18 protein-coding genes are annotated in these 18,546 nt (G+C 61.5%); 9 read left to right on the top strand and 9 right to left on the bottom strand.

Going from position 1 to position 18,546, the window contains the following annotated elements; genetic code table 11:
- Window positions 1-197: 197 nt before the first annotated feature.
- From BLU85_RS19610 to BLU85_RS19580, 7 genes are all read right to left on the bottom strand, one after another.
- Window positions 198-2,747 (bottom strand): helix-turn-helix transcriptional regulator, encoded by a 2,550-nt coding sequence (locus BLU85_RS19610; protein WP_092202591.1) that lies wholly within the window; start codon window positions 2,745-2,747, stop codon window positions 198-200.
- 201 nt (window positions 2,748-2,948) lie between these two features.
- Entirely contained in the window at window positions 2,949-4,316 is a 1,368-nt protein-coding gene (locus tag BLU85_RS19605; protein WP_092202589.1) for a DUF1329 domain-containing protein, read from the bottom strand.
- A gap of 22 nt (window positions 4,317-4,338) precedes the next feature.
- Entirely contained in the window at window positions 4,339-6,132 is a 1,794-nt protein-coding gene (locus BLU85_RS19600; protein ID WP_092202587.1) for a DUF1302 domain-containing protein, read from the bottom strand.
- A 639-nt stretch (window positions 6,133-6,771) separates the two neighbouring features.
- Entirely contained in the window at window positions 6,772-7,683 is a 912-nt protein-coding gene (locus tag BLU85_RS19595; protein ID WP_092202585.1) for an SDR family oxidoreductase, read from the bottom strand.
- A 364-nt stretch (window positions 7,684-8,047) separates the two neighbouring features.
- Window positions 8,048-8,950, bottom strand: coding sequence for an alpha/beta fold hydrolase (locus BLU85_RS19590; RefSeq protein WP_092202583.1), 903 nt, complete (start codon window positions 8,948-8,950; stop codon window positions 8,048-8,050).
- A complete protein-coding gene (locus tag BLU85_RS19585; RefSeq protein ID WP_092202581.1) occupies window positions 8,950-9,732 on the bottom strand; it encodes a class II aldolase/adducin family protein in 783 nt (260 codons plus the stop codon). Before BLU85_RS19585 ends, BLU85_RS19590 begins: the two co-directional genes overlap by 1 nt.
- A 141-nt stretch (window positions 9,733-9,873) precedes the next feature.
- A complete protein-coding gene (locus tag BLU85_RS19580) occupies window positions 9,874-10,329 on the bottom strand; it encodes a flavodoxin (protein WP_092202579.1) in 456 nt (151 codons plus the stop codon).
- 155 nt (window positions 10,330-10,484) lie between these two features.
- Between BLU85_RS19580 and BLU85_RS19575 the strand changes: the two genes are divergently transcribed.
- Both BLU85_RS19575 and BLU85_RS19570 read left to right on the top strand, forming a co-directional pair.
- Window positions 10,485-10,958 (top strand): PAS domain-containing protein, encoded by a 474-nt coding sequence (locus BLU85_RS19575; RefSeq protein ID WP_092202577.1) that lies wholly within the window; start codon window positions 10,485-10,487, stop codon window positions 10,956-10,958.
- Window positions 10,959-11,012: 54 nt separating this feature from the next.
- The gene (locus BLU85_RS19570) at window positions 11,013-11,618 is read left to right on the top strand and encodes a hypothetical protein (protein ID WP_072409419.1); all 606 of its coding nucleotides are present in this window, start codon (window positions 11,013-11,015) and stop codon (window positions 11,616-11,618) included.
- Here BLU85_RS19570 and BLU85_RS19565 read toward each other — a convergent pair.
- A complete protein-coding gene (locus BLU85_RS19565; protein WP_092202575.1) occupies window positions 11,615-12,571 on the bottom strand; it encodes a MerR family transcriptional regulator in 957 nt (318 codons plus the stop codon). The genes BLU85_RS19570 and BLU85_RS19565 overlap by 4 nt on opposite strands.
- 218 nt (window positions 12,572-12,789) lie before the next feature.
- Between BLU85_RS19565 and BLU85_RS19560 the strand changes: the two genes are divergently transcribed.
- From BLU85_RS19560 to BLU85_RS19530, 7 genes are all read left to right on the top strand, one after another.
- Window positions 12,790-13,350 carry an antibiotic biosynthesis monooxygenase gene (locus BLU85_RS19560; RefSeq protein WP_092202573.1) on the top strand — a complete coding sequence of 187 codons (561 nt, stop codon included), beginning with the start codon at window positions 12,790-12,792 and terminating at the stop codon, window positions 13,348-13,350.
- Between the two features lie 209 nt (window positions 13,351-13,559).
- The gene (gene folM, locus BLU85_RS19555; RefSeq protein WP_092202571.1) at window positions 13,560-14,270 is read left to right on the top strand and encodes a dihydromonapterin reductase; all 711 of its coding nucleotides are present in this window, start codon (window positions 13,560-13,562) and stop codon (window positions 14,268-14,270) included.
- A gap of 20 nt (window positions 14,271-14,290) precedes the next feature.
- Window positions 14,291-14,851 (top strand): GTP cyclohydrolase I FolE, encoded by a 561-nt coding sequence (gene folE, locus BLU85_RS19550; protein ID WP_092202569.1) that lies wholly within the window; start codon window positions 14,291-14,293, stop codon window positions 14,849-14,851.
- Window positions 14,852-15,232, top strand: a complete 381-nt coding sequence (gene folX / locus BLU85_RS19545; protein WP_014340149.1) for a dihydroneopterin triphosphate 2'-epimerase — start codon at window positions 14,852-14,854, stop codon at window positions 15,230-15,232.
- Window positions 15,233-15,330: 98 nt separating this feature from the next.
- Window positions 15,331-15,627, top strand: coding sequence for a DUF1244 domain-containing protein (locus tag BLU85_RS19540; RefSeq protein ID WP_092202567.1), 297 nt, complete (start codon window positions 15,331-15,333; stop codon window positions 15,625-15,627).
- Window positions 15,620-15,958, top strand: coding sequence for a HopJ type III effector protein (locus tag BLU85_RS19535; RefSeq protein WP_092202565.1), 339 nt, complete (start codon window positions 15,620-15,622; stop codon window positions 15,956-15,958). The genes BLU85_RS19540 and BLU85_RS19535 overlap by 8 nt, the downstream gene beginning before the upstream one ends.
- Window positions 15,959-16,134: 176 nt before the next feature.
- Window positions 16,135-17,385, top strand: coding sequence for a 2-aminoadipate transaminase (locus BLU85_RS19530; RefSeq protein WP_092202563.1), 1,251 nt, complete (start codon window positions 16,135-16,137; stop codon window positions 17,383-17,385).
- 184 nt (window positions 17,386-17,569) lie between these two features.
- Here BLU85_RS19530 and trxB read toward each other — a convergent pair whose 3' ends face one another.
- Entirely contained in the window at window positions 17,570-18,532 is a 963-nt protein-coding gene (gene trxB / locus BLU85_RS19525; protein ID WP_003205459.1) for a thioredoxin-disulfide reductase, read from the bottom strand.
- Window positions 18,533-18,546 lie beyond the last annotated feature (14 nt).

The following is an 18,546-nucleotide window of genomic DNA, read 5'->3' as shown; positions in this document are numbered from 1 at the left end:
GACATCCTTGTCATTTCATAGGCTCGAACTTCCTGCTCGAGCCGTTATGGGGTATGCGCCTGATGCAACAACACGGCATCCGGTCAACTGAAGCGGCAACTTGAGACTTGAACTTCAGCCAGGCCGTTATACACAGGCCAGCGCCCGACTGTAAAAAAGGCAAGTGTAAGCGTGCGTGAAGTTTCGACTCATTGCAGCTAACCCATCACCCCCATGCCCTTGGCTTTTGCCACCGCCTGGGTACGTCGCTGCACACCCAACTTGCTGTGGATGCGACGCGCATGGGTTTTCACCGTGTGCAACGAGATGAACAACTGTTCGGCAATCTGTTGGTTTGAATGCCCTTGGGCAATCAGCTCCAGGACCTCCAGCTCGCGATGACTGAGCAACGTCTCTTCGGCGGTGACGGGCGACTCGGCCTGTTCTGCCGATTGCCCCCAGCGCAACAACTCGGGCTGGCGCAAGCGCAGTTCGCACAACGCTTGCTGGGCCCGCCAGCACGTGACTCGCTTGAGCCCCTCTTGCAGCAGTGACCGGGCCTGGACACGATCGCCGGACAACCAGACGACCTCCGTCAGCACCAGGTGCAGTTCGGTTTCCAGGCTGTGCATCTCACCGTGCTGCGCCTGGGCGATCATGGCCTGCAGGCGCGCCTGCGGCGCCTGCGCCCGCTGCAAGTAGACCTCGGCCAGCACCAGCAGGTATTCAAGTCGCGCAATCAGTTCCAGGGTCGCGGGAGGCGCGTGCTTGGCCTGGGGTCCGCGAAAATGCCGCAAGACGCGGGTCAAGGCTTCATGGGCCAGTTCCGCCCGCCCCTGTTGCAACCAGAACTGGCAGCTGGTTTGCAACAACACGCCACGGTAAACGGTGTCCGGAATGTGCCGCTGCTGCATGATCCGCTCGGCATCGCGCAGGTGCATGAAGGCCTCGCCGTAGTCGCCCTGGTTGGCAGCCAGGCAGGCCTTGCCGAGAAAGCCATAGAGCACCTGTTTGTCCTGGCTGTGCAGGCCCGCTTCCAAGCCCGTTTGAAAGTGCTCGGCGGCCCGTTCCTCAAACCCCATGCGCAACGCCAGGCGCCCGCGCCGCAAGGCAATCCGTCCCAGCAACGCCGAAAAGTCCTGGCCCGGTTTATCCAACAGTGCCTGGACGGCGACCAGCAAATGATCGGCACGATGCGGTGCGCCGCGTTGCTCCAGAACCTGGGCGTGATCCAGTTCCAGCAATCCTTCAAAGACCAGCGAACCCTGCGCACGCGCCAGGCATAACGCCTGGCGGTTGATCCATTGCGCCGAGGCCAGGTCGCCAGCCAGCAGCGCCTGCTGCGTCAGCCCGCCCAGGCACAGCACCCGTTGGGACCAGGCTTCGGGCTCCAGGCTGGCCTGGGCCTGGAGAAAATGTTCACGCGCCGCTTCGCCATCGCCCGAGAGGTGCAGCAACCAGCCGCGCAAGACCAGCCACCTGGCCAGCACCTGTCGCTGCCGACAGGCCGAAGGCTGCGGCAGGAACCTGGCCAGTTGCTCGATGCACGTCGACGCCTCATCGAAGCGTCCGGCGAACAACAGCGCAGCGGTGACCAGCCCCACCGACTGCGGCGTATCAAGGGTCAGCGCTTCGCCTTGTTGATCGTGCAAGCTCAGCAACAGCACCGCGTTACGGCGCTGCAAGACATGCTCGAAATTCAAATGCTGCAAGAAACTGACGGCGGTCTCGAACTCCTCGGCCAACATGGCTTGCTCGAACGCCATTTGCCAGTCCTGCTCGGCGGCAAACCATTGGCAGGCCCGGCGGTGCCAGGAGCGCCCCTGGGACCAAGGCTCTTCACGCACCAACCGGGCCAGGGCCGGGAAGATTTGCAACCAATCCGAGGTCTGCTCCCACGGCTCGATGAAGCACCCCAGCTCCAGCAACAGCGGCAGGCATTGGGCGCCCACCGTGTCGCCGAACAAGTGCTCGCACAGCCGGGCATTGAACCGCGGCAGATGCGCCAGCACACGCCAGGCCTGTGCCAGGTCCGGGGTCAGCGTGCTGAACAGTTCGTACTCCAGGTAGTCGAGCAAGGTCCTCGGCCGCCCCGGTGCCGCATGACTGCGCGCCCATTCGCAGCGCTCGAGCAGGGTGATGCGCACCCCGGCACACCAGCCACCATTGCGCTGAATCACCTCGCGAGCCGTGCGGGCAGCCTGGGGGCCGGGCAGATGGCGAAGCAGTGGCTGGATATCATCAGGGGTGAAGAACAACGCCTGCGGGTCAAACTCGTGCAGTTCGTCATCGAGCAACAGTCGCGGCCAGTTGCAGTGGGGGCGGCGGCGGCCATTCAACCACAGGTGCAATGCCGGGCTGCTGGTGTTCAACAAACGGTCGAGCAGTTGGTCCAGCTCGGGGTTTGGCACCCGGCAATAGTCGTCCAGGAATAACCAGGTGGGTGTTTGCAAACGCGCCAGGTGGGCCAACAAACCCGTTTCATCCAGCACCGGCAGCCCGAGGGTCTGCGCCAGGCGCTCGCACATTTGCACCGCGCTCAACGCCGCGCCTCCCAACGGCAACCAATGCAGCCGACAGTCGCTGGGCGCTTGCAGGAAACACTCGGCGAACAACGCACTCTTGCCACTGCCCGCCGGCGCGCAGAGCAGTTTGACCCGCGCCTCGGAAGCCAGCAGCGGCTCGCTCAGGGACCGCCGCGGCAGATGTGTCGAGGATAGGCGTGGCAGCAATCCTGGACGGTCCGGACACGGAGTCATGGCGGTCATGTGGGTGATCCTGTTTATTGTTATCTCACCACCCTAGTCCTGTGTCGCCGACCTTTGGAGAAGTATTCAGCGCGCTGATTGTCACCCATAAAAAAACGACCGGCAGGAGCGCTGCCGGTCGATCATGATTATCAAGTCAGGCGCAACCTTGCTCCCACAGATAAATCCACTCGCTACCGTTCTCTTTCCAACAGTCAGACCTTACCGAACCCCGGTCGAGCGCAGCGCCGCCGGCGTGTAGTCGGCTGCCCGGGCTTCGAAGCCGTACTCGTAGCTGTGTTTCTCTTCGTTCTTCATCCCCAGCGCGATGTAGCGGCCGGCGATGATGTCGTAGAGCGCCTCCAGGGTGTAGCCCGGGTTCTGATGGTCGTAGTAGAACTGGGCATGACCCTCGGCCACCCGCCACAGCTGACCGCGACCGTCGTAGTGGTCCACCAGCGCGGCCTGCCAGCTGTCTTCGTCGAAGTACATGTGGCGTTTGGCGTAGATGTGCCGCTCGCTGGGCTTGACCGTCCCGACCACTTCCCAGACCCGATGCAGCTCATAGCGGGTCAGGTCCTGGTTGATGTGGCCGGCCTTGATCACGTCGTCGTACTTGAGGCTGGGCGAGTCGAGCTTGTAGCTGTTGTACGGGATGTACATTTCCTTCTTGCCGATCAGTTTCCAGTCGTAGCGGTCCGGCGCGCCGGAAAACAGGTCGAAGTTGTCGGAGGTGCGCAACCCGTCGGCGGCGGTGCCCGGGCCATCGTAGGCCACTTGCGGGGCACGACGCACACGGCGCTGGCCGGCGTTGTAGATCCAGGCCAGGCGTGGCTCCTTCACTTGGTCCAGGGTTTCGTGCACCAACAGCACATTACCGGCCAGGCGTGCCGGGGCGGTGACCTCCTGCTTGAAATAGGTCAGCACGTTACTGGCCTTTTCCGGGTCGGCATCCTTGATCAGGAACGGCACGGCGATTTCTTCTTCGAAGCGGATCGGCGTGAAGCTGCCATTGGTCTGTGGCGTGGCCTGGGTAATGATGCGTCGCAGGTTGCCGCCGTGATAACGGGTGATGTGGTTCCATATGACTTCCACGCCGTTCTTGGGGATCGGGAAGGCGTAGTAGCGGTTGCCGGTGAAGTTGGACAAGCCGTTACCGTCGTTGATGGACGCCACGTTGAGGGCGCTGCGCTTGGCCGACTCGTAGATTTCCGGCGGCAGGGAAACGCTGCGATGGGTCGGGTAGACCGGGATCTTGTAGGTCTCCGGGTAGCGCTTGAACATCGCCACCTGCCCTTCGGACAGCTTGTCCTTGTACTTGTCCACCGTCGCGGCGGTGATGGTGAACAGTGGTTTTTCATTGGCGAACGGATCCGCCAAAAAACCCTTGCTGTCCACGGCCCCGGCGTTTTTCGCAATGCCGCCGGTCCAGGCCGGGATCGAGCCATCGGCGTTACCCGCCTTTTCCGCACCGATGGGGGTGAGGCTGGTGCCCAGTTTGTTCGCTTCCTCCGGCGAAACCGCCGCCATCACGTTCGCCGCCAGCAGGCTCAAGGCCAGGGCACCGCATTGCAGGATCATCTTGCGCATTGGGTTTTCCTTGTCAGCCAGATCAGAAGTTCACGCCGAAGCTCAGCGCGAGGAAATCGCGGTCTTCGAGAACGTTGTAATCGCCGCCAAAAAAGTCGGTGTAGCTCAAGCTGGCGGTGTAGGTGTTGCGGTAATCGGCATCGACACCAACGCTGATGGCCTTGGCGCCTTCGTTGAACAGACCGTTGGGGCCATAGCCGGCCACGTCGTGGGACCAGGACATGTTGGGCTTGAAGTTCACCCCGCCGATCACGTTGGAGTAATCGAGGATCGCCCGGGCGCGATAGCCCCAGGACGTCGAGGTGACGAAACCATCGGTGTCGCCCTGGAAGCCGTATTGGCCATAGACCGAGTCACGGCCATAACGCAGCTTGTCCTTGGACTCCAGGCCACCGACGTGCACCACCGCCGCTTCGCCGACCAGCGTCAGGCGATCAGCCCCCAGCACCTGATCGAAGAAGTGCGTCAGGGTGCTCTGGACCTGGGTCACTTCCTTGCGCCGGTAACCGGTGTTGTCGGCACCCGGTGCGGTCGCGATAGGCGATGCCGCGCCACCGGCAATCGGGTTGACCAGGGCCAGGGTCAGGTCGTTGGTATTGACCTGCACCGGTGCGTTGGGACGGTAGCTGATTTCCCCGGTCCAGGCGGTGCCGGTGGGCAACGTCGTGGAGAAACTGGCGCCGTACAGGCGGATGTCTTCCGGGTATTCAAGGTAGTACCCACCACGGCCCAGCATCACGCTTTGCGCCAGACCCGCACCGCTGCCAGGGGCCAGGCCGTTGGCGATCGCGACCATTCCCGGCAACGCCGCCAGCGTCGAACGCCCCGCCGTGGTGGTTCCGACGGTAGGCGTACGGCTGTGGTAATTCATGAAGTACAGGCCGTACTCGGTGTCATCGCCGAGCCAGCGCAACGCCGTGCCCCACTGGCCGGAATCGCGGGCGTCGCGGTCGCCGCCACGGGGAATGATCACCCCTTCCCTGGACACCTGGATCTCCTGGCCAAATGCCCGGGTCAAGGGCACGAACGGCGCAATCGCCGGGCTGCCCACGGTGTAGCCACTGGTGCAACCATCGGCCACCACGTCGTTGCCGAAGAACGTGCCGCAGTTATCCACCACGGTCTGATCCCACTCCAACTGGTAGAAACCTTCGATGGTGAGCTTGTCGGTCAGACCCTGGGAGGCGAACAGCATGTTCACCGGGATCAGGCCTTCCTTGATCTCCGCACCGGGGCGACGGAACGCGGACACGTCCACCGGGTTGATGCTGTTGATGGAGTTGCCGATGAAGGTGCTTTCCCCCCAGCTGACCACCTGCTTGCCGGCGCGCACGGTGCCTGGCAAATCGGCGATGGAATAGTTGTGATAGACGAAGGCATCGAGAATCTGTGCCCCCGAGGACTTGGCGCCTTCCTTGCGATTGCTGTCGCTGATGTCCTTGAACTCGCGGCCCTCATCCTTGAGCTCGAAGTCGTACCAGTACTTGCCACGCACGAACACACCGGTATCGCCGTACTTGAGCTCGAGGTCGTGCAGGCCCTTGAAGATTTTGGAAAAGGTCTCGCCTTTCTTGAAATTCAGTCGTCCGTCATCACCGGTGGAGGATTGGCCCCGCCCGCCGTTGACCGTGCCGACCAGGTCTTTGTCCGCATCGCGCATGCCCCAGCTCGCGCCCACGGACAGCGACGAATCGAACTGACCCTCGATCTCGCCAATGTTGAATGAAACGGCCTGCGCCTGGGCAGAGCAACCCAAGGCCACCGCGACGGCCAGCGCCTGCGGTTTGAAGATGGCGCGCATTGTTATTGTTGTCATGCGTCTTCCCCGGTGAGTGACAGAGGCTTCACCCTACTGCCGCACGCCATGGGCGATAAGCGCACCAAGGAGGTATTCGCGCTGTACCTCAAAAGGATTACAGCCCCTGCGGGACGGGCGTTTGCGCGTCCCATGGACGGACTGGATGATAGGCCATCAGCGCCACGCATATTCCTGCCCCGCCTGCGACTGTTACGCGCCCTGCAACGGTGCATGTCCGGATCCGGGCTGTTTCCCGTCGGGCTCGTTCCCTATGCTGGCCGGGCTTGCAGGGCAACGGGCCTGCAGGCGCAAGTCGCCACGGCATCCTTCCCGCCTGGCGCACCGTCATTCGGATGGATTGGCGCATCGGTCCATCATCCCCGTGTTTATCGACGTTGGTTTGTAGCTCCTTTGCAACGTCACGCTTAGGCCGCTGCTTTTTGCAGCGGCCTTTTTTATGTGCGGTGATTTCCGAGTTAAAACTTCTTGTTTCCTACGTTGCTGTAGGAAATCCCCGGCGCGCGCTTTGCCTGGATGTTGAGCCGTGTGGGATAGGGCCCTATCAAGACCACCGCGAACCTGGCGGCCCGGGAGAACAAAGAATTGTCCATGAGCACGCTTGCCACGCCTGGCGGCAAACGGCACGGGCGGTGAGGTTTAGATAGCGTGCCGTTGCAGATTCGCCATCATTTCCTTCAACGCTTCAAGGTTGTCGTTCGGGTGCACCGCATCCTCGAAGTCGCAGATCTGCTGCCAATGGGCGGCGACGTCTTCGGGCGAAAAGCCTTTGCGCGGGTCGAAGCCCGCACCCAGGCTGCGCTCCCAGCGCACCTTGCCCATCCAGCCGCCGCCCACTTCGAACAAGCCGGAGGTTTCCTGGCAGGCCTCACTCGCCAGGTACACCACCAGCGGGCTGACGAGTTCGGGCTTGAGTTGTTCGAACACCTGCGGCGGGATCAGGCCTTCGGTCATGCGGGTGCCGCCGGTGGGGGCGATGGCATTGACCAGGATGTTGTTCTTGCGGCCTTCGATGGCCAGGGTTCGGGTCAGGCCATAAAGGCCGAGCTTGGCCATGCCGTAGTTGGATTGGCCGAAGTTACCGTAGATGCCCGAGGTGGACGCGGTGAAGATCACCCGCCCGTAATTTTGCTCACGCAGGTGCGGCCATGCGGCCCGGGTCACCTTGTAGGCACCCTCGACGTGGACGCGGTAGACCAGGTCCCAATCGGCGTCGTCCATTTTGTGGAACGTCTTGTCCCGCAGGATCCCGGCATTGTTGACCACCACGTCGACGCGACCGAACGCATCAAGCGCGTTTTGTACCAGCTTGTCGCCATCGGTGACCGAGTCGTGGTTGGCCTCGGCAATGCCGCCCGCCTCGCGGATTTCGGCGACCACCCGATCCGCTGCCGAGGCATTGGCCCCTTCCCCTTGCGCCGAGCCGCCGAGATCGTTGACCAGCACCTTCGCGCCTTGTCTGGCGAACAGCAACGCATGGGCGCGTCCCAGGCCACCGCCGGCTCCCGTGACGATCACGACTTTATCTTCGAAGCGCACAGACTCACTCATGGCAGAACTCCAGCAGGCGGACAGGACAATGACCCCGAGTGTCCGGCACCTGTCGGCCGGTCACAATCAACACGATTGCCAGTGAATGGTGGCCGATAAGGCGGGGGGATGATGCAGGCCCGAGCCACGGCGGCGCATTCGACTTTCCGGCTGGCAGGAGGACCTGCTATCGCGAGCAAGCTCGCTCCCACAAGGGATTTTTATGCCCACACATTCCGTATTCACAATCGACCCACTGTGGGAGCGAGCTCGCTCGCGATAGCGGTCTTTCAGTCAAAAAAGATGTCGGGTGTACTGGCGCCATCGCGAGCAGGCTCGCTCCCACACAAGCTCGCTTCCACAGGTCTGCTGCAGTGCCAAGTCGTCAGGTACAGGCCATTTGTCTGCGCGGCGCGGCGGTGGCTTCGCGAAACGCCAGGTAATGCTTGAGCACCTGCACCGGTGCCTCGGTGTGCGGGTAATGACCGATGTCGGGCAACAACACCGTGTCCGGGTTCGGGATCAGCGCCTCGTAGCGTGCCACCATGTGTTCACCGGAAATCGGATCGACCGCGCCGTCGATCACCCGCAACGGCACTTCGCCGCGCTGCATCGCCAGCACCCAGCGATCACGCTGCACACGGCGTTCGGGAATATAGCCGATGAGTTTGTGCATGATCCGCGGACCGTGATGAGCCGCCACCAGGCTCCAGAAGTCATCCAGCTCGCTTTCGGTAGGGGCGGCCCCGGGGCCGAAAATCTGCCGAAAGTTGCAGGCCAGGCTTTCCCGGGAGAACATCCGCCCCAGCAGCCAGCCCAGGGGGCTCAACAAGAGTTTCTGGGCCCATACCGGGCGGTGGGTTTCGGGGAACAGTCCACCATTGAGAAAGACACAACTCTCAAGGTGGATGCGTGCTTCGTAATGCCGAGCGAGCAGTTCCTGGGCCACGCTGTCACCGTAATCGTGGGCCAAAACATGCACCGCCCCCTTCACATTCAGGTGCGCCAGCAAGGCCTGCTGCAGATCGGCTTGCTCCAGCAGGCTGTAGACGTGATCCATCGGCTTGGCGGAATCGCCGAAACCGAGCATGTCGCACGCGATCACCCGGTAGCGTTGCGCCAAGGGTTGCCATAGGTAATGCCAGTCCCAACTGGCGGTGGGGAAACCATGGATCAACAGCAGCGGCTCGCCCTGGCCCGCCACCCAATAACGGATGGCGTGGCCACGGAACAGAAAAGTCTGGCTGCGCTGGCGCCAAATACGCAGGGGAATCTGGGCCAGGGGCATCAGCTTCTATACCCGGTGTCTTGTTGATCGAGCTTGCGCAGCAACGCCGGCCAGGCCAACGCGCCGCCCATGCCTTGGGCGCTTTTGGTCACCCCGGCGATCATCGCCCGGGCGCCGGCCAGAATCTGCGGCTCGATGGCAATCAATTCAGCCCCGCCGTTCTGGGCCAGGACCTGGATGTCACAGGCTCGTTGAAAGGTGAACATCATCAGGAAGGTATCGGCGATGGTGCCGCCGCATGTCAGCAAGCCATGGTTGTGCAGCATCAGGAAATTGCGTTCGCCCAGGTCGGCCTGCAGGCGCGCCTTTTCTTCGTGATTCAAGGCCACCCCTTCGTAAGCGTGATAGGCCAGGCTCGACAGCACGAACAGTGCTTGCTGGCTGATTGGCAACACGCCTTGCTTCTGCGCCGATACCGCGACACCGGCGGCGGTGTGGGTGTGCAGCACACAAGCCACGTCATGGCGCACCTCATGCACCGCGCTGTGGATGGTGTAGCCGGCCGGATTGATCTCGTAGGGGCTGTCCATCAACTTGTTGCCGGCCTGGTCAACCTTGACCAGGCTCGAGGCGGTGACTTCATGGAACATCAACCCGAACGGGTTGATCAAAAAATCCTCGGTGCCGGGGACCTTCGCGGAAATATGGGTGAAGATCAGGTCATCCCAGCCATGCAGCGCGACAAGCCGATAACAGGCGGCAAGGTCCACACGGGTTTGCCATTCGGCCGCACTGACCTGTTCCTTGATACTGAGTGTCGTTTGGACGGGCGCTACGCTCACGGCTCTGACCTCTGGTTTCTTGTTATAGGAGTCTTGTCATCAAAACGTCGTACGCAAGAAAATTCAGTCTAGTCAGGTCTTCCGGGGGCGGTAGTTGCATTGGCAGCCAGCTTACTGGCCAAACGAGTCAGTGCATCCGCTTCAAGACCGCAACGTCTCGATCAACTCAGCCAGCCACGGCTCGGCGTCTGTTTCCGGCGTGACGCTTTCGCTGGCATCCAGACGCAGCATCGGCAGCAACTCGCGAACGCCCAGTTCGGCGAACAGTTCGCACATCTGCTCGCCGCCGGCGCAGAAGGTATCCCCGTAGCTGGCGTCGCCCAGGCCAATCACCGCGCCGGGCAAGCCGCGAAAGAACCCTGGCAATTGATCGCGGATGGTCGAATACAACGGCATCAGACTGTCTGGCAGCTCGCCCATGCCGGTCGTAGAAGTCACCGCCAGCACGGCTTCTGGCGCGAATGCCTGGACATCCGCCAGGGTCGCACGAGGGTCGTGCCAGGCGTCGAAGCCCGCGTCGCGAAGCAGTTTGGCGGCGTGCCGGGCGACTTCTTCGGCGGTGCCATACACTGAGCCGGAAAGAATGGCGACTTTCATCAATCTGATCCTGATCCTGAAAAAAGAGCCGGGATAGTAACAGTTGCACCCACAAGGCTGCGAATGGCTCTCAACGGCAGTAATGGCCAGTAGACAGCCTTTCGATTTCTTCTAAAATACTGATCAACACGGATGTTCAAAAAGGGCTCTTTCCAATGATCAACGCTCAACTGATGCAATTGGTCATCAATGCTTCCAACGACGGGATTGTCATCGCCGAAAAAGAAGGCGAAGACAATATCCTGATCTACGTAAACCCGGCCTTCGAGCGCCTGACCGGCTATCACCGTGACGAAATCCTTTACCAGGATTGCCGGTTCCTGCAGTCGGGTGATCGGGACCAACCGTCCCTGGAGCCGATTCGCCAGGCCTTGCGGGAGGGCGGCGCCTGTCGAGAGGTGCTGCGCAATTACCGCAAGGACGGCACGCCGTTCTGGAATGAGCTGTCGTTGTCCACGGTAAAAAACCAGGCTGACGGGTATACCTATTTCGTCGGTGTGCAAAAAGACGTGACGACCCAGGTCAAGGCTCAACAACGCGTCGCCCAGCTGGAAAAGGAACTGGCCGAAGCCCGGGAAACGATTGCCCGGCTTGAAGCGACGAACGGTGCAAACAAAACCGCGAATTAATGGTCAGTCACTACAATCACCAGTGAAAATGTAAATTCTCATTTCGAGCCGACCATGCAGCGCGATGCCCTCCTGACGCAGGATGAACTGGATTTCATCCGGACGATGCAACATAACCCGCAGTTGAATGAGCGGGATGTCACGTCGAGCCTGCTGGTCAACGGTGGGTCACAGATCCGTGACTTGTTGACGCGCCTGGCGGCGAATGAGCAGGTCACCCTGCAAGCCAATTTCGAAAACCAGCAAATGACGTTTCCATTGCACCTGGTGGAAGACGAATTCCATGCGATGCACCTGCGCCTGGGTGTGCCGAGCATCTACGAAGACGGACCGAAAATACGCCCGTGGCGCCTGACGCTCGACGAGCCGGTGGCGCTGGAAAATATCAAGGGCCAGCCGGGACCGCTCTGGGTTCACGAAGTGTCCTGCAAGGGCGTGTTGCTGGAAAACCGTAGCCGGACCAAGCCACCGAAGCAGTTTGCCTTGTGGTTCAGCCCCTCAGGCTACGAAAGAATTTCGTTGCGTGGCGGCTTCGAACGGGAAACCGATCGAGGTTTGCTGGCCTATCACCTGAACCAGAATGACCAGGACGAGACCGAGCGACTGCGCCAGTACATCCTGCAGCAACATCGCCTGACCCATCCCTCCATGCATCTCTAGGTGTCGAGGCTGCCTGCCAGAAATTGACGCAGGCGCTGGCGCATCACTATTCCTTCGTTACCCAGGCAACCGATCGACGAGCCAGCCAGGCTTTCCTGCACTAGATCGGATGCCTCACCGGCCAGCATCAACGGACAATCCAGGCTCATCGCCAATTTGCCCAGGCGCTTGGGCAAGTCCGGGACCGGCGCATGATTGGAAACCAGCACCAAGGCCAGCGGCTGGATCTTCTGGCACACCAAGGTCAGTTCGTTGAATGGCACGCCGATCGACAGCGCCCTGACGCCCACGTCCGCGCTGGACAGGAACAGCGCCGTAACCAGCAATTCCAGCTCACGGCACTGGCCGGCCAGCGCACAGACCAGGACCCGCGGCGACTCGCCTTCGCGCTTGAACAAAAGCCGCTGGATGATGCGCGAACGCAGGAACCCGTCGAAAAACACCCATTCACTGATTTGCCCGAACTCTGGCTGGCGATACAGCATTTGTCGCCAAAGCGGCATCAGGATGTCCTGGAATACGACCGGCACGGTGTAGGTGGAAAAGACCTGCCCGTAGACGCGATCCAGTTCCACATCGTCAAAGTTGCCAACCGCGTCCGCCACCTGTTGCTGCCACCGGGCGTGATCAGCCTTGACCAGGTCGGATGAAAGCAGCGTGGAGACCGGTTGCACCGCTGCGGTCTTGGCCAGGATCTTGCCCACTTTGCTGACAGCCACACCGCGCTCGATCCACGCCAGGATGCTGCGAACCTTTTCGATATCGCTCAACGAGTACAGGCGATGCCCGCTTTCGGTGCGGGTGGGCTGGATCAAACCATAGCGCCGCTCCCATGCGCGCAGGGTCACGGGGTTCACGCCGGTCACGCGCGCGACTTCGCGAATGGGGAACAGGTCTTCCCTTTTCAAGGCTGATGCCTGGAAAATAAAGCTATCCTCTGTGATTTCGCTCATGTTGGCGGGCAATTCCGACTGGGAAATTGGATCCTATCTTCTCCTCCAAGCCACGTCATGACAAGGACAACGTATTCAAGTATGCGGTTTTGTTGTTTTACCCGCCATCGGGAATAATCCTTGCCTGTTTTTTGGCGACCAGACGCAGCCCACCACCCCGGGGGCGTCCCCGCAAACCTCCTATCCGGAGCGTTGCGCCTGTCTTACGGAGATGCATAATGTCGACCTCCCCCGTCACGTTAATGGTGGCCCGCCGCGTCGCCAATGGACGCTATCAGGATCTGATTGCCTGGTTGCGCGAAGGCGAACAATTGGCCACCGACTTCCCTGGTTACCTGGGTTCCGGCGTGCTCGCGCCACCGCCCCAGGACGATGAATTCCAGATCATTTTCCGTTTTGCCGACGAGCAGACACTGCACGCCTGGGAACACTCCGCCTCGCGCACGGCCTGGCTGGGACGCGGCAGCGATCTGTTTGCCCATCCCTCCGAACATCGGGTGCGTGGCATCGATGGCTGGTTCGGCTCGGTCGGCCAGCGTCCGCCACGCTGGAAACAGGCCGTGGCCATCTGGCTTGCGTTCTTTCCCGTGTCGCTGTTGTTCAATTTCCTGCTGGGACCGCTGCTGGGCGAACTGGGCCTGTTGAGCCGCGTGCTCATCAGCACCGTCATCCTGACACCGCTGATGGTCTACCTGTTTATCCCGATGTCGACCCATCTGCTGGCGAACTGGCTCAACGGCGCGCCGCAGCGGGCGTTGCCGGCTACGCGCAATCATTGATGTCTCCTGCCTCGACAGTCACCCTGTGGGAGCGAGCTTGCTCGCGATGACGGCCTGATCTTCAATATCCTCATTGACTGTCGCACTGCTATCGCGAGCAAGCTCGCTCCCACAATGGGCAACTGGTCACGACCGGATCGACCTTTGTGCATAGGACGCGCCCCGCGTCGCTGTTATAGTTTTGCTCTTGCCGTGAACCGAGCCGCCCCATGTCCAGCACCACCGCTCCGATCCTGATCACTGGTGCAGCCCAGCGCGTCGGCCTGCATTGCGCCCGGCGCTTGCTGGCGGAAGGGCAGCCGGTGATCGCGACCTATCGCACCGAACGCCCTGGCGTGCAAACGTTGCGGGACCTGGGGGCGGTGGTGCTGTTCGCCGACTTCTCCAGCGAAACGGGGATCCTGGCCTTTATCGAACAACTCAAGCAGCACACCGACCGGCTGCGGGCCATCGTGCACAACGCCTCGGCCTGGATGACCGAGGCGCCTGGCAGCGAAACGGCGGCCTTCAGCGCCATGTTCGGCGTGCACATGCTTGCGCCTTACCTGATCAACCTGCATTGCGCCGAGTTGCTGCTGCGTTCAACACCGGCGGATATCGTGCATATCAGCGATGACGTGACCCGCAAGGGCAGCGCCCGACATATCGCCTATTGCGCCACCAAGGCCGGCCTGGAAAGCCTGACCCTGTCGTTCGCGGCCAAGTTCGCCCCGACGATCAAGGTCAACGGTATCGCCCCGGCCCTGCTACTGTTCAACCCCGAAGACGACGCGGCTTACCGCGCCAAGGCCCTGGCCAAGTCCGCACTGGGTATCGAACCCGGCAGCGAAGTGATCTACCAGAGCCTGCGTTATCTGCTGGACAACCCTTATGTCACCGGCACGACCCTGACCGTCAACGGCGGGCGGCACGTCAAATAGCCTTGTTTCGAGGATGCACCATGACGCTATCCCTGCCCCAGAACTACCGCGAGATTCTCATCGGCCTGGGGGAAAACCCCGAGCGCGAGGGTTTGCTCGATACTCCGATGCGTGCCGCCAAGGCCATGCAGTACCTTTGCCATGGCTATGAGCAAAACGTCGAGCAGATCGTCAACGGCGCGCTGTTCGCCTCTGACAGCGATGAAATGGTGATCGTCGCCGACATCGAACTCTATTCCCTGTGCGAACATCACCTGTTGCCCTTCATCGGCAAGGCCCATGTGGCTTATATTCCTACCGGCAAGGTCCTGGGGCTGTCGAAAATCGCCCGGTTGGTCGACATGTTCGCCCGCCGCCTGCAGATCCAGGAGAACCTGACCCGGCAAATCGCCGACGCGGTGCAGCAGGTCACCCAGGCCGCTGGCGTGGCAGTGGTGATCGAGGCCCAGCACATGTGCATGATGATGCGCGGTGTCGAAAAACAGAACTCGACCATGAACACCTCGGTGATGCTCGGCGCCTTTCGCGAGTCCAGCACCACGCGCCAGGAGTTCCTGCAATTGATTCGACGGAGCAAGTAAATGCCACAACTTCAGCCAGCCATGGCACGCATCAAGGTCAAGGACCTGCGCCTGCGCACCTTCATCGGCATCAACGAGGATGAAATCCTCAACAAGCAGGATGTGTTGATCAACCTGACCATCCTCTATGCCGCCCAGGAGGCGGTGCGCGACAACGACATCGACCACGCGCTGAACTACCGCACCATCACCAAGGCGATCATCGCCCATGTGGAAGGCAACCGCTTCGCCCTGCTCGAACGCCTGACCCAGGAGTTGCTCGACCTGGTCATGGCCAACGAGTCGGTGCTCTACGCCGAAGTCGAAGTCGACAAGCCCCACGCCTTGCGATTCGCCGAATCAGTGTCGATTACGCTCGCAGCAAGCCGGGCGGCTTCATAGCCGCTGCAGGCTTCAGGCTGTAAGCTTCAAGCCTGACCACCGTAATTCAAACTTGCAGCTTGAAGCTTGCCCCTTGAAGCTGCCTCGCAGAGACCTCCATGAACGACCAACAACACCTCGAACTCGAAGCCGCCGCTTTCCGTCGGCTGGTTGCCCACCTGGACAGCCGCAAGGATGTGCAGAACATCGACCTGATGAACCTCGCCGGTTTCTGCCGCAACTGCCTGTCCAAGTGGTACAAGGCCGCCGCCGACGAGCGCCAGGTCGAGGTCAGCCTCGACGACGCCCGCGAAGTGGTCTACGGCATGCCGTACGCCGAATGGAAAGCCCAATACCAGAAAGAAGCCAGCGCCGAACAACAGGCGGCGTTCGCCAAAGGAAAACCCGATGCCTGATCTCGATACCCTGCGCACCCGCCTCAAGAGCGGCGAACATGCCTTCGCCGACACCCTGGCCTTTATCGCCGCCGGCTACGATTACCAGCCCCGGGCCTTCAATAACGGCGGCGTGCAAAATGCCGCCGGGCAGAACGAAGGTTCGTGCAAGACCCTGGGCCTGGCACTGCTCGAAGGCTTGAGCGATGAAGAAGCGCTGCTGGCATTCGGCGAACATTACCGTTCGGTACTGGCCACGCCCGAAGGCAGTGATCATGGCAATATCCGCGCGCTGATGGTGCATGGGCTGGCAGGTGTGACGTTCGAGGCACCGCCGCTGCAACGGCGCTGATCGATCCTTCCTGTGTGGCGAGGCTCGCTTTCACAAGGGCTCCATTCATCCTTATCGAAGAACACCTCACCACATCCCGACTTTTAAGATTGACCCGGCAACTTTATTTCGTTTGCCGGGCCCCTCTGCTCGCGGCTTAGATAACGGAAATTTCTCCTTCGTCCGGGCCGTCATCCATGAGCAGCGAAACCATCAGCCAATCGATCTCCATCGTGCATCCCGTCAGCCTCAGCCACGGCAGGAACGCCGAGGTCTGGGACACCGGCGGCAAACGCTACATCGACTTTGTCGGGGGCATTGGTGTGTTGAACCTCGGCCATTGTCATCCGCGCATTGTCGAGGCGATCCGCGAACAGGCTACGCGGCTGACTCACTACGCATTCAACGCCGCCCCTCACGCGCCCTACATTGAATTGATGGAACGCCTGACGGCGTTTGTCCCGGTGGATTACCCGGTCAGCGGCATGCTCACCAACAGCGGCGCCGAGGCGGCGGAGAACGCCTTGAAGATCGTGCGGGGTGCCACGGGCCGTACCGCCGTGATCGCGTTTGACGGTGCCTTCCATGGCCGCACCCTGGCGACCCTCAACCTCAACGGCAAGGTCGCGCCTTACAAACAGAAAGTCGGTGTCCTGCCCGGGCCGGTGTATCACCTGCCGTACCCCAGCCAGGACAACGGCGTCACCTGCGCAGAGGCCTTGAAGGCCATGGAGCGGCTGTTCAGCGTCGAGATCGATGTGAATGACGTGGCCTGTTTCATTGTCGAACCGGTGCAGGGCGAAGCCGGCTTCCTGGCGATGGACGTGCCTTTTGCCCAGGCCCTGCGGCAGTTCTGCGATGACAAGGGCATTGTGCTGATCATCGATGAGATCCAGTCAGGCTTCGGCCGCACCGGCCAGCGCTTTGCCTTCTCCCGATTGGGCATCGAACCGGACCTGATCCTGCTGGGCAAAAGCATTGCCGGCGGCGTGCCCCTGGGGGCCGTGGTGGGACGCAAAGCGCTGCTGGACAACCTGCCCAAGGGTGGCCTGGGCGGCACCTACTCGGGTAACCCCATCGCCTGCGCCGCCGCACTGGCGACCCTGGACGAAATGACCGATGCCAACCTGCACGCCTGGGGTGCACAACAGGAAGAGGCGATCGTCAGCCGCTACGAATCCTGGCGCAGCCGAGGGCTAAGCCCTTACCTGGGCCGCCTGACCGGCATCGGCGCCATGCGCGGCATCGAGCTGAGCCACGCCGACGGCACCCCGGCTTCGGCACAATTGACGCAACTGCTGGCCCTCGCACGGGAATCGGGCCTGCTGCTGATGCCCAGTGGCAAGTCGCGACACATCGTGCGGCTGCTGGCGCCATTGACGACCGAGCCGAACGTGTTGGAGGAAGGCTTAGATATTCTGGAGGCGTGCCTGGCGAAGCTGGCCTGAGTATTGTCATCTGACGGCACTAGAAACCCTGTGGGAGCGAGCTTGCTCGCGATAGCGTCAAGTCTGCCGACATCGATGTTGACCGATACACCGCCATCGCGAGCAAGCTCGCTCCCACAGGGGTTCACCGCCAGGTATTCGGGTATAAAAAACCGGCCGAAGCCGGTTTTTTATACCCGATGAATCAGAACGAAGCGTTCTGCAGGCCATCCAGGTAACGCTCGGTATCCAGGGCTGCCATGCAACCGGCACCGGCCGAGGTGATCGCCTGGCGGTAGACGTGGTCGGCCACGTCGCCGGCCGCGAAGATACCTTCGACGCTGGTGGCGGTGGCGTTGCCGTCGCGGCCGCCCTTGACCACCAGGTAGCCGTCCTTGAGCTCCAGCTGGCCTTCGAACAGCGAGGTGTTCGGCGTGTGGCCGATGGCGATGAAGACGCCGTCGACCTTGATCTCGTCGAAGCTGCCGTCGTTGTTCTTCAGGCGGGCACCGGTCACGCCCATGTTGTCGCCCAGCACTTCGTCCAGGGTCGCGTTGAGCTTGAGGATGATCTTGCCTTCGGCGACGCGGGCGTTGAGCTTGTCGATCAGGATCTTCTCGGCGCGGAAGGTTTCGCGGCGGTGGATCAGGGTGACCGTGCTGGCGATGTTGGCCAGGTACAGCGCTTCCTCGACCGCGGTGTTACCGCCACCGACCACAGCCACTGGCTTGTTGCGGTAGAAGAAACCGTCGCAGGTGGCGCAAGCCGACACACCTTTGCCCATGAAGGCTTCTTCCGACGGCAGGCCCAGGTAACGAGCGCTGGCGCCGGTGGCGATGATCAGGGCATCGCAGGTGTAGGTCGCGCTGTCGCCGGTCAGGGTGTACGGCTTGGCGGCGAAGTCCACGGCGTTGATGTGGTCGAAAACGATCTCGGTCTCGAAGCGCTCGGCGTGTTCCTTCATGCGCTCCATCAAGGCCGGGCCGGTCAGGCCGTGGACGTCGCCCGGCCAGTTGTCGACTTCGGTGGTGGTGGTCAATTGACCGCCGGCCTGCATGCCGGTGATCAGCAGCGGCTTGAGGTTGGCACGGGCCGCATAAACCGCAGCGCTGTAACCGGCAGGGCCGGAACCAAGGATAATCACTCGCGAATGACGCACTTCAGACATGACCTGCTCCTGTT

The organism is Pseudomonas sp. NFACC14 (assembly GCF_900106885.1).
Taxonomy (GTDB): Bacteria; Pseudomonadota; Gammaproteobacteria; order Pseudomonadales; family Pseudomonadaceae; genus Aquipseudomonas; species Aquipseudomonas fluorescens_AA.
Note: the sequence above shows the minus strand (reverse complement) of the source record. Positions and strands in the feature narration are given on the sequence as shown.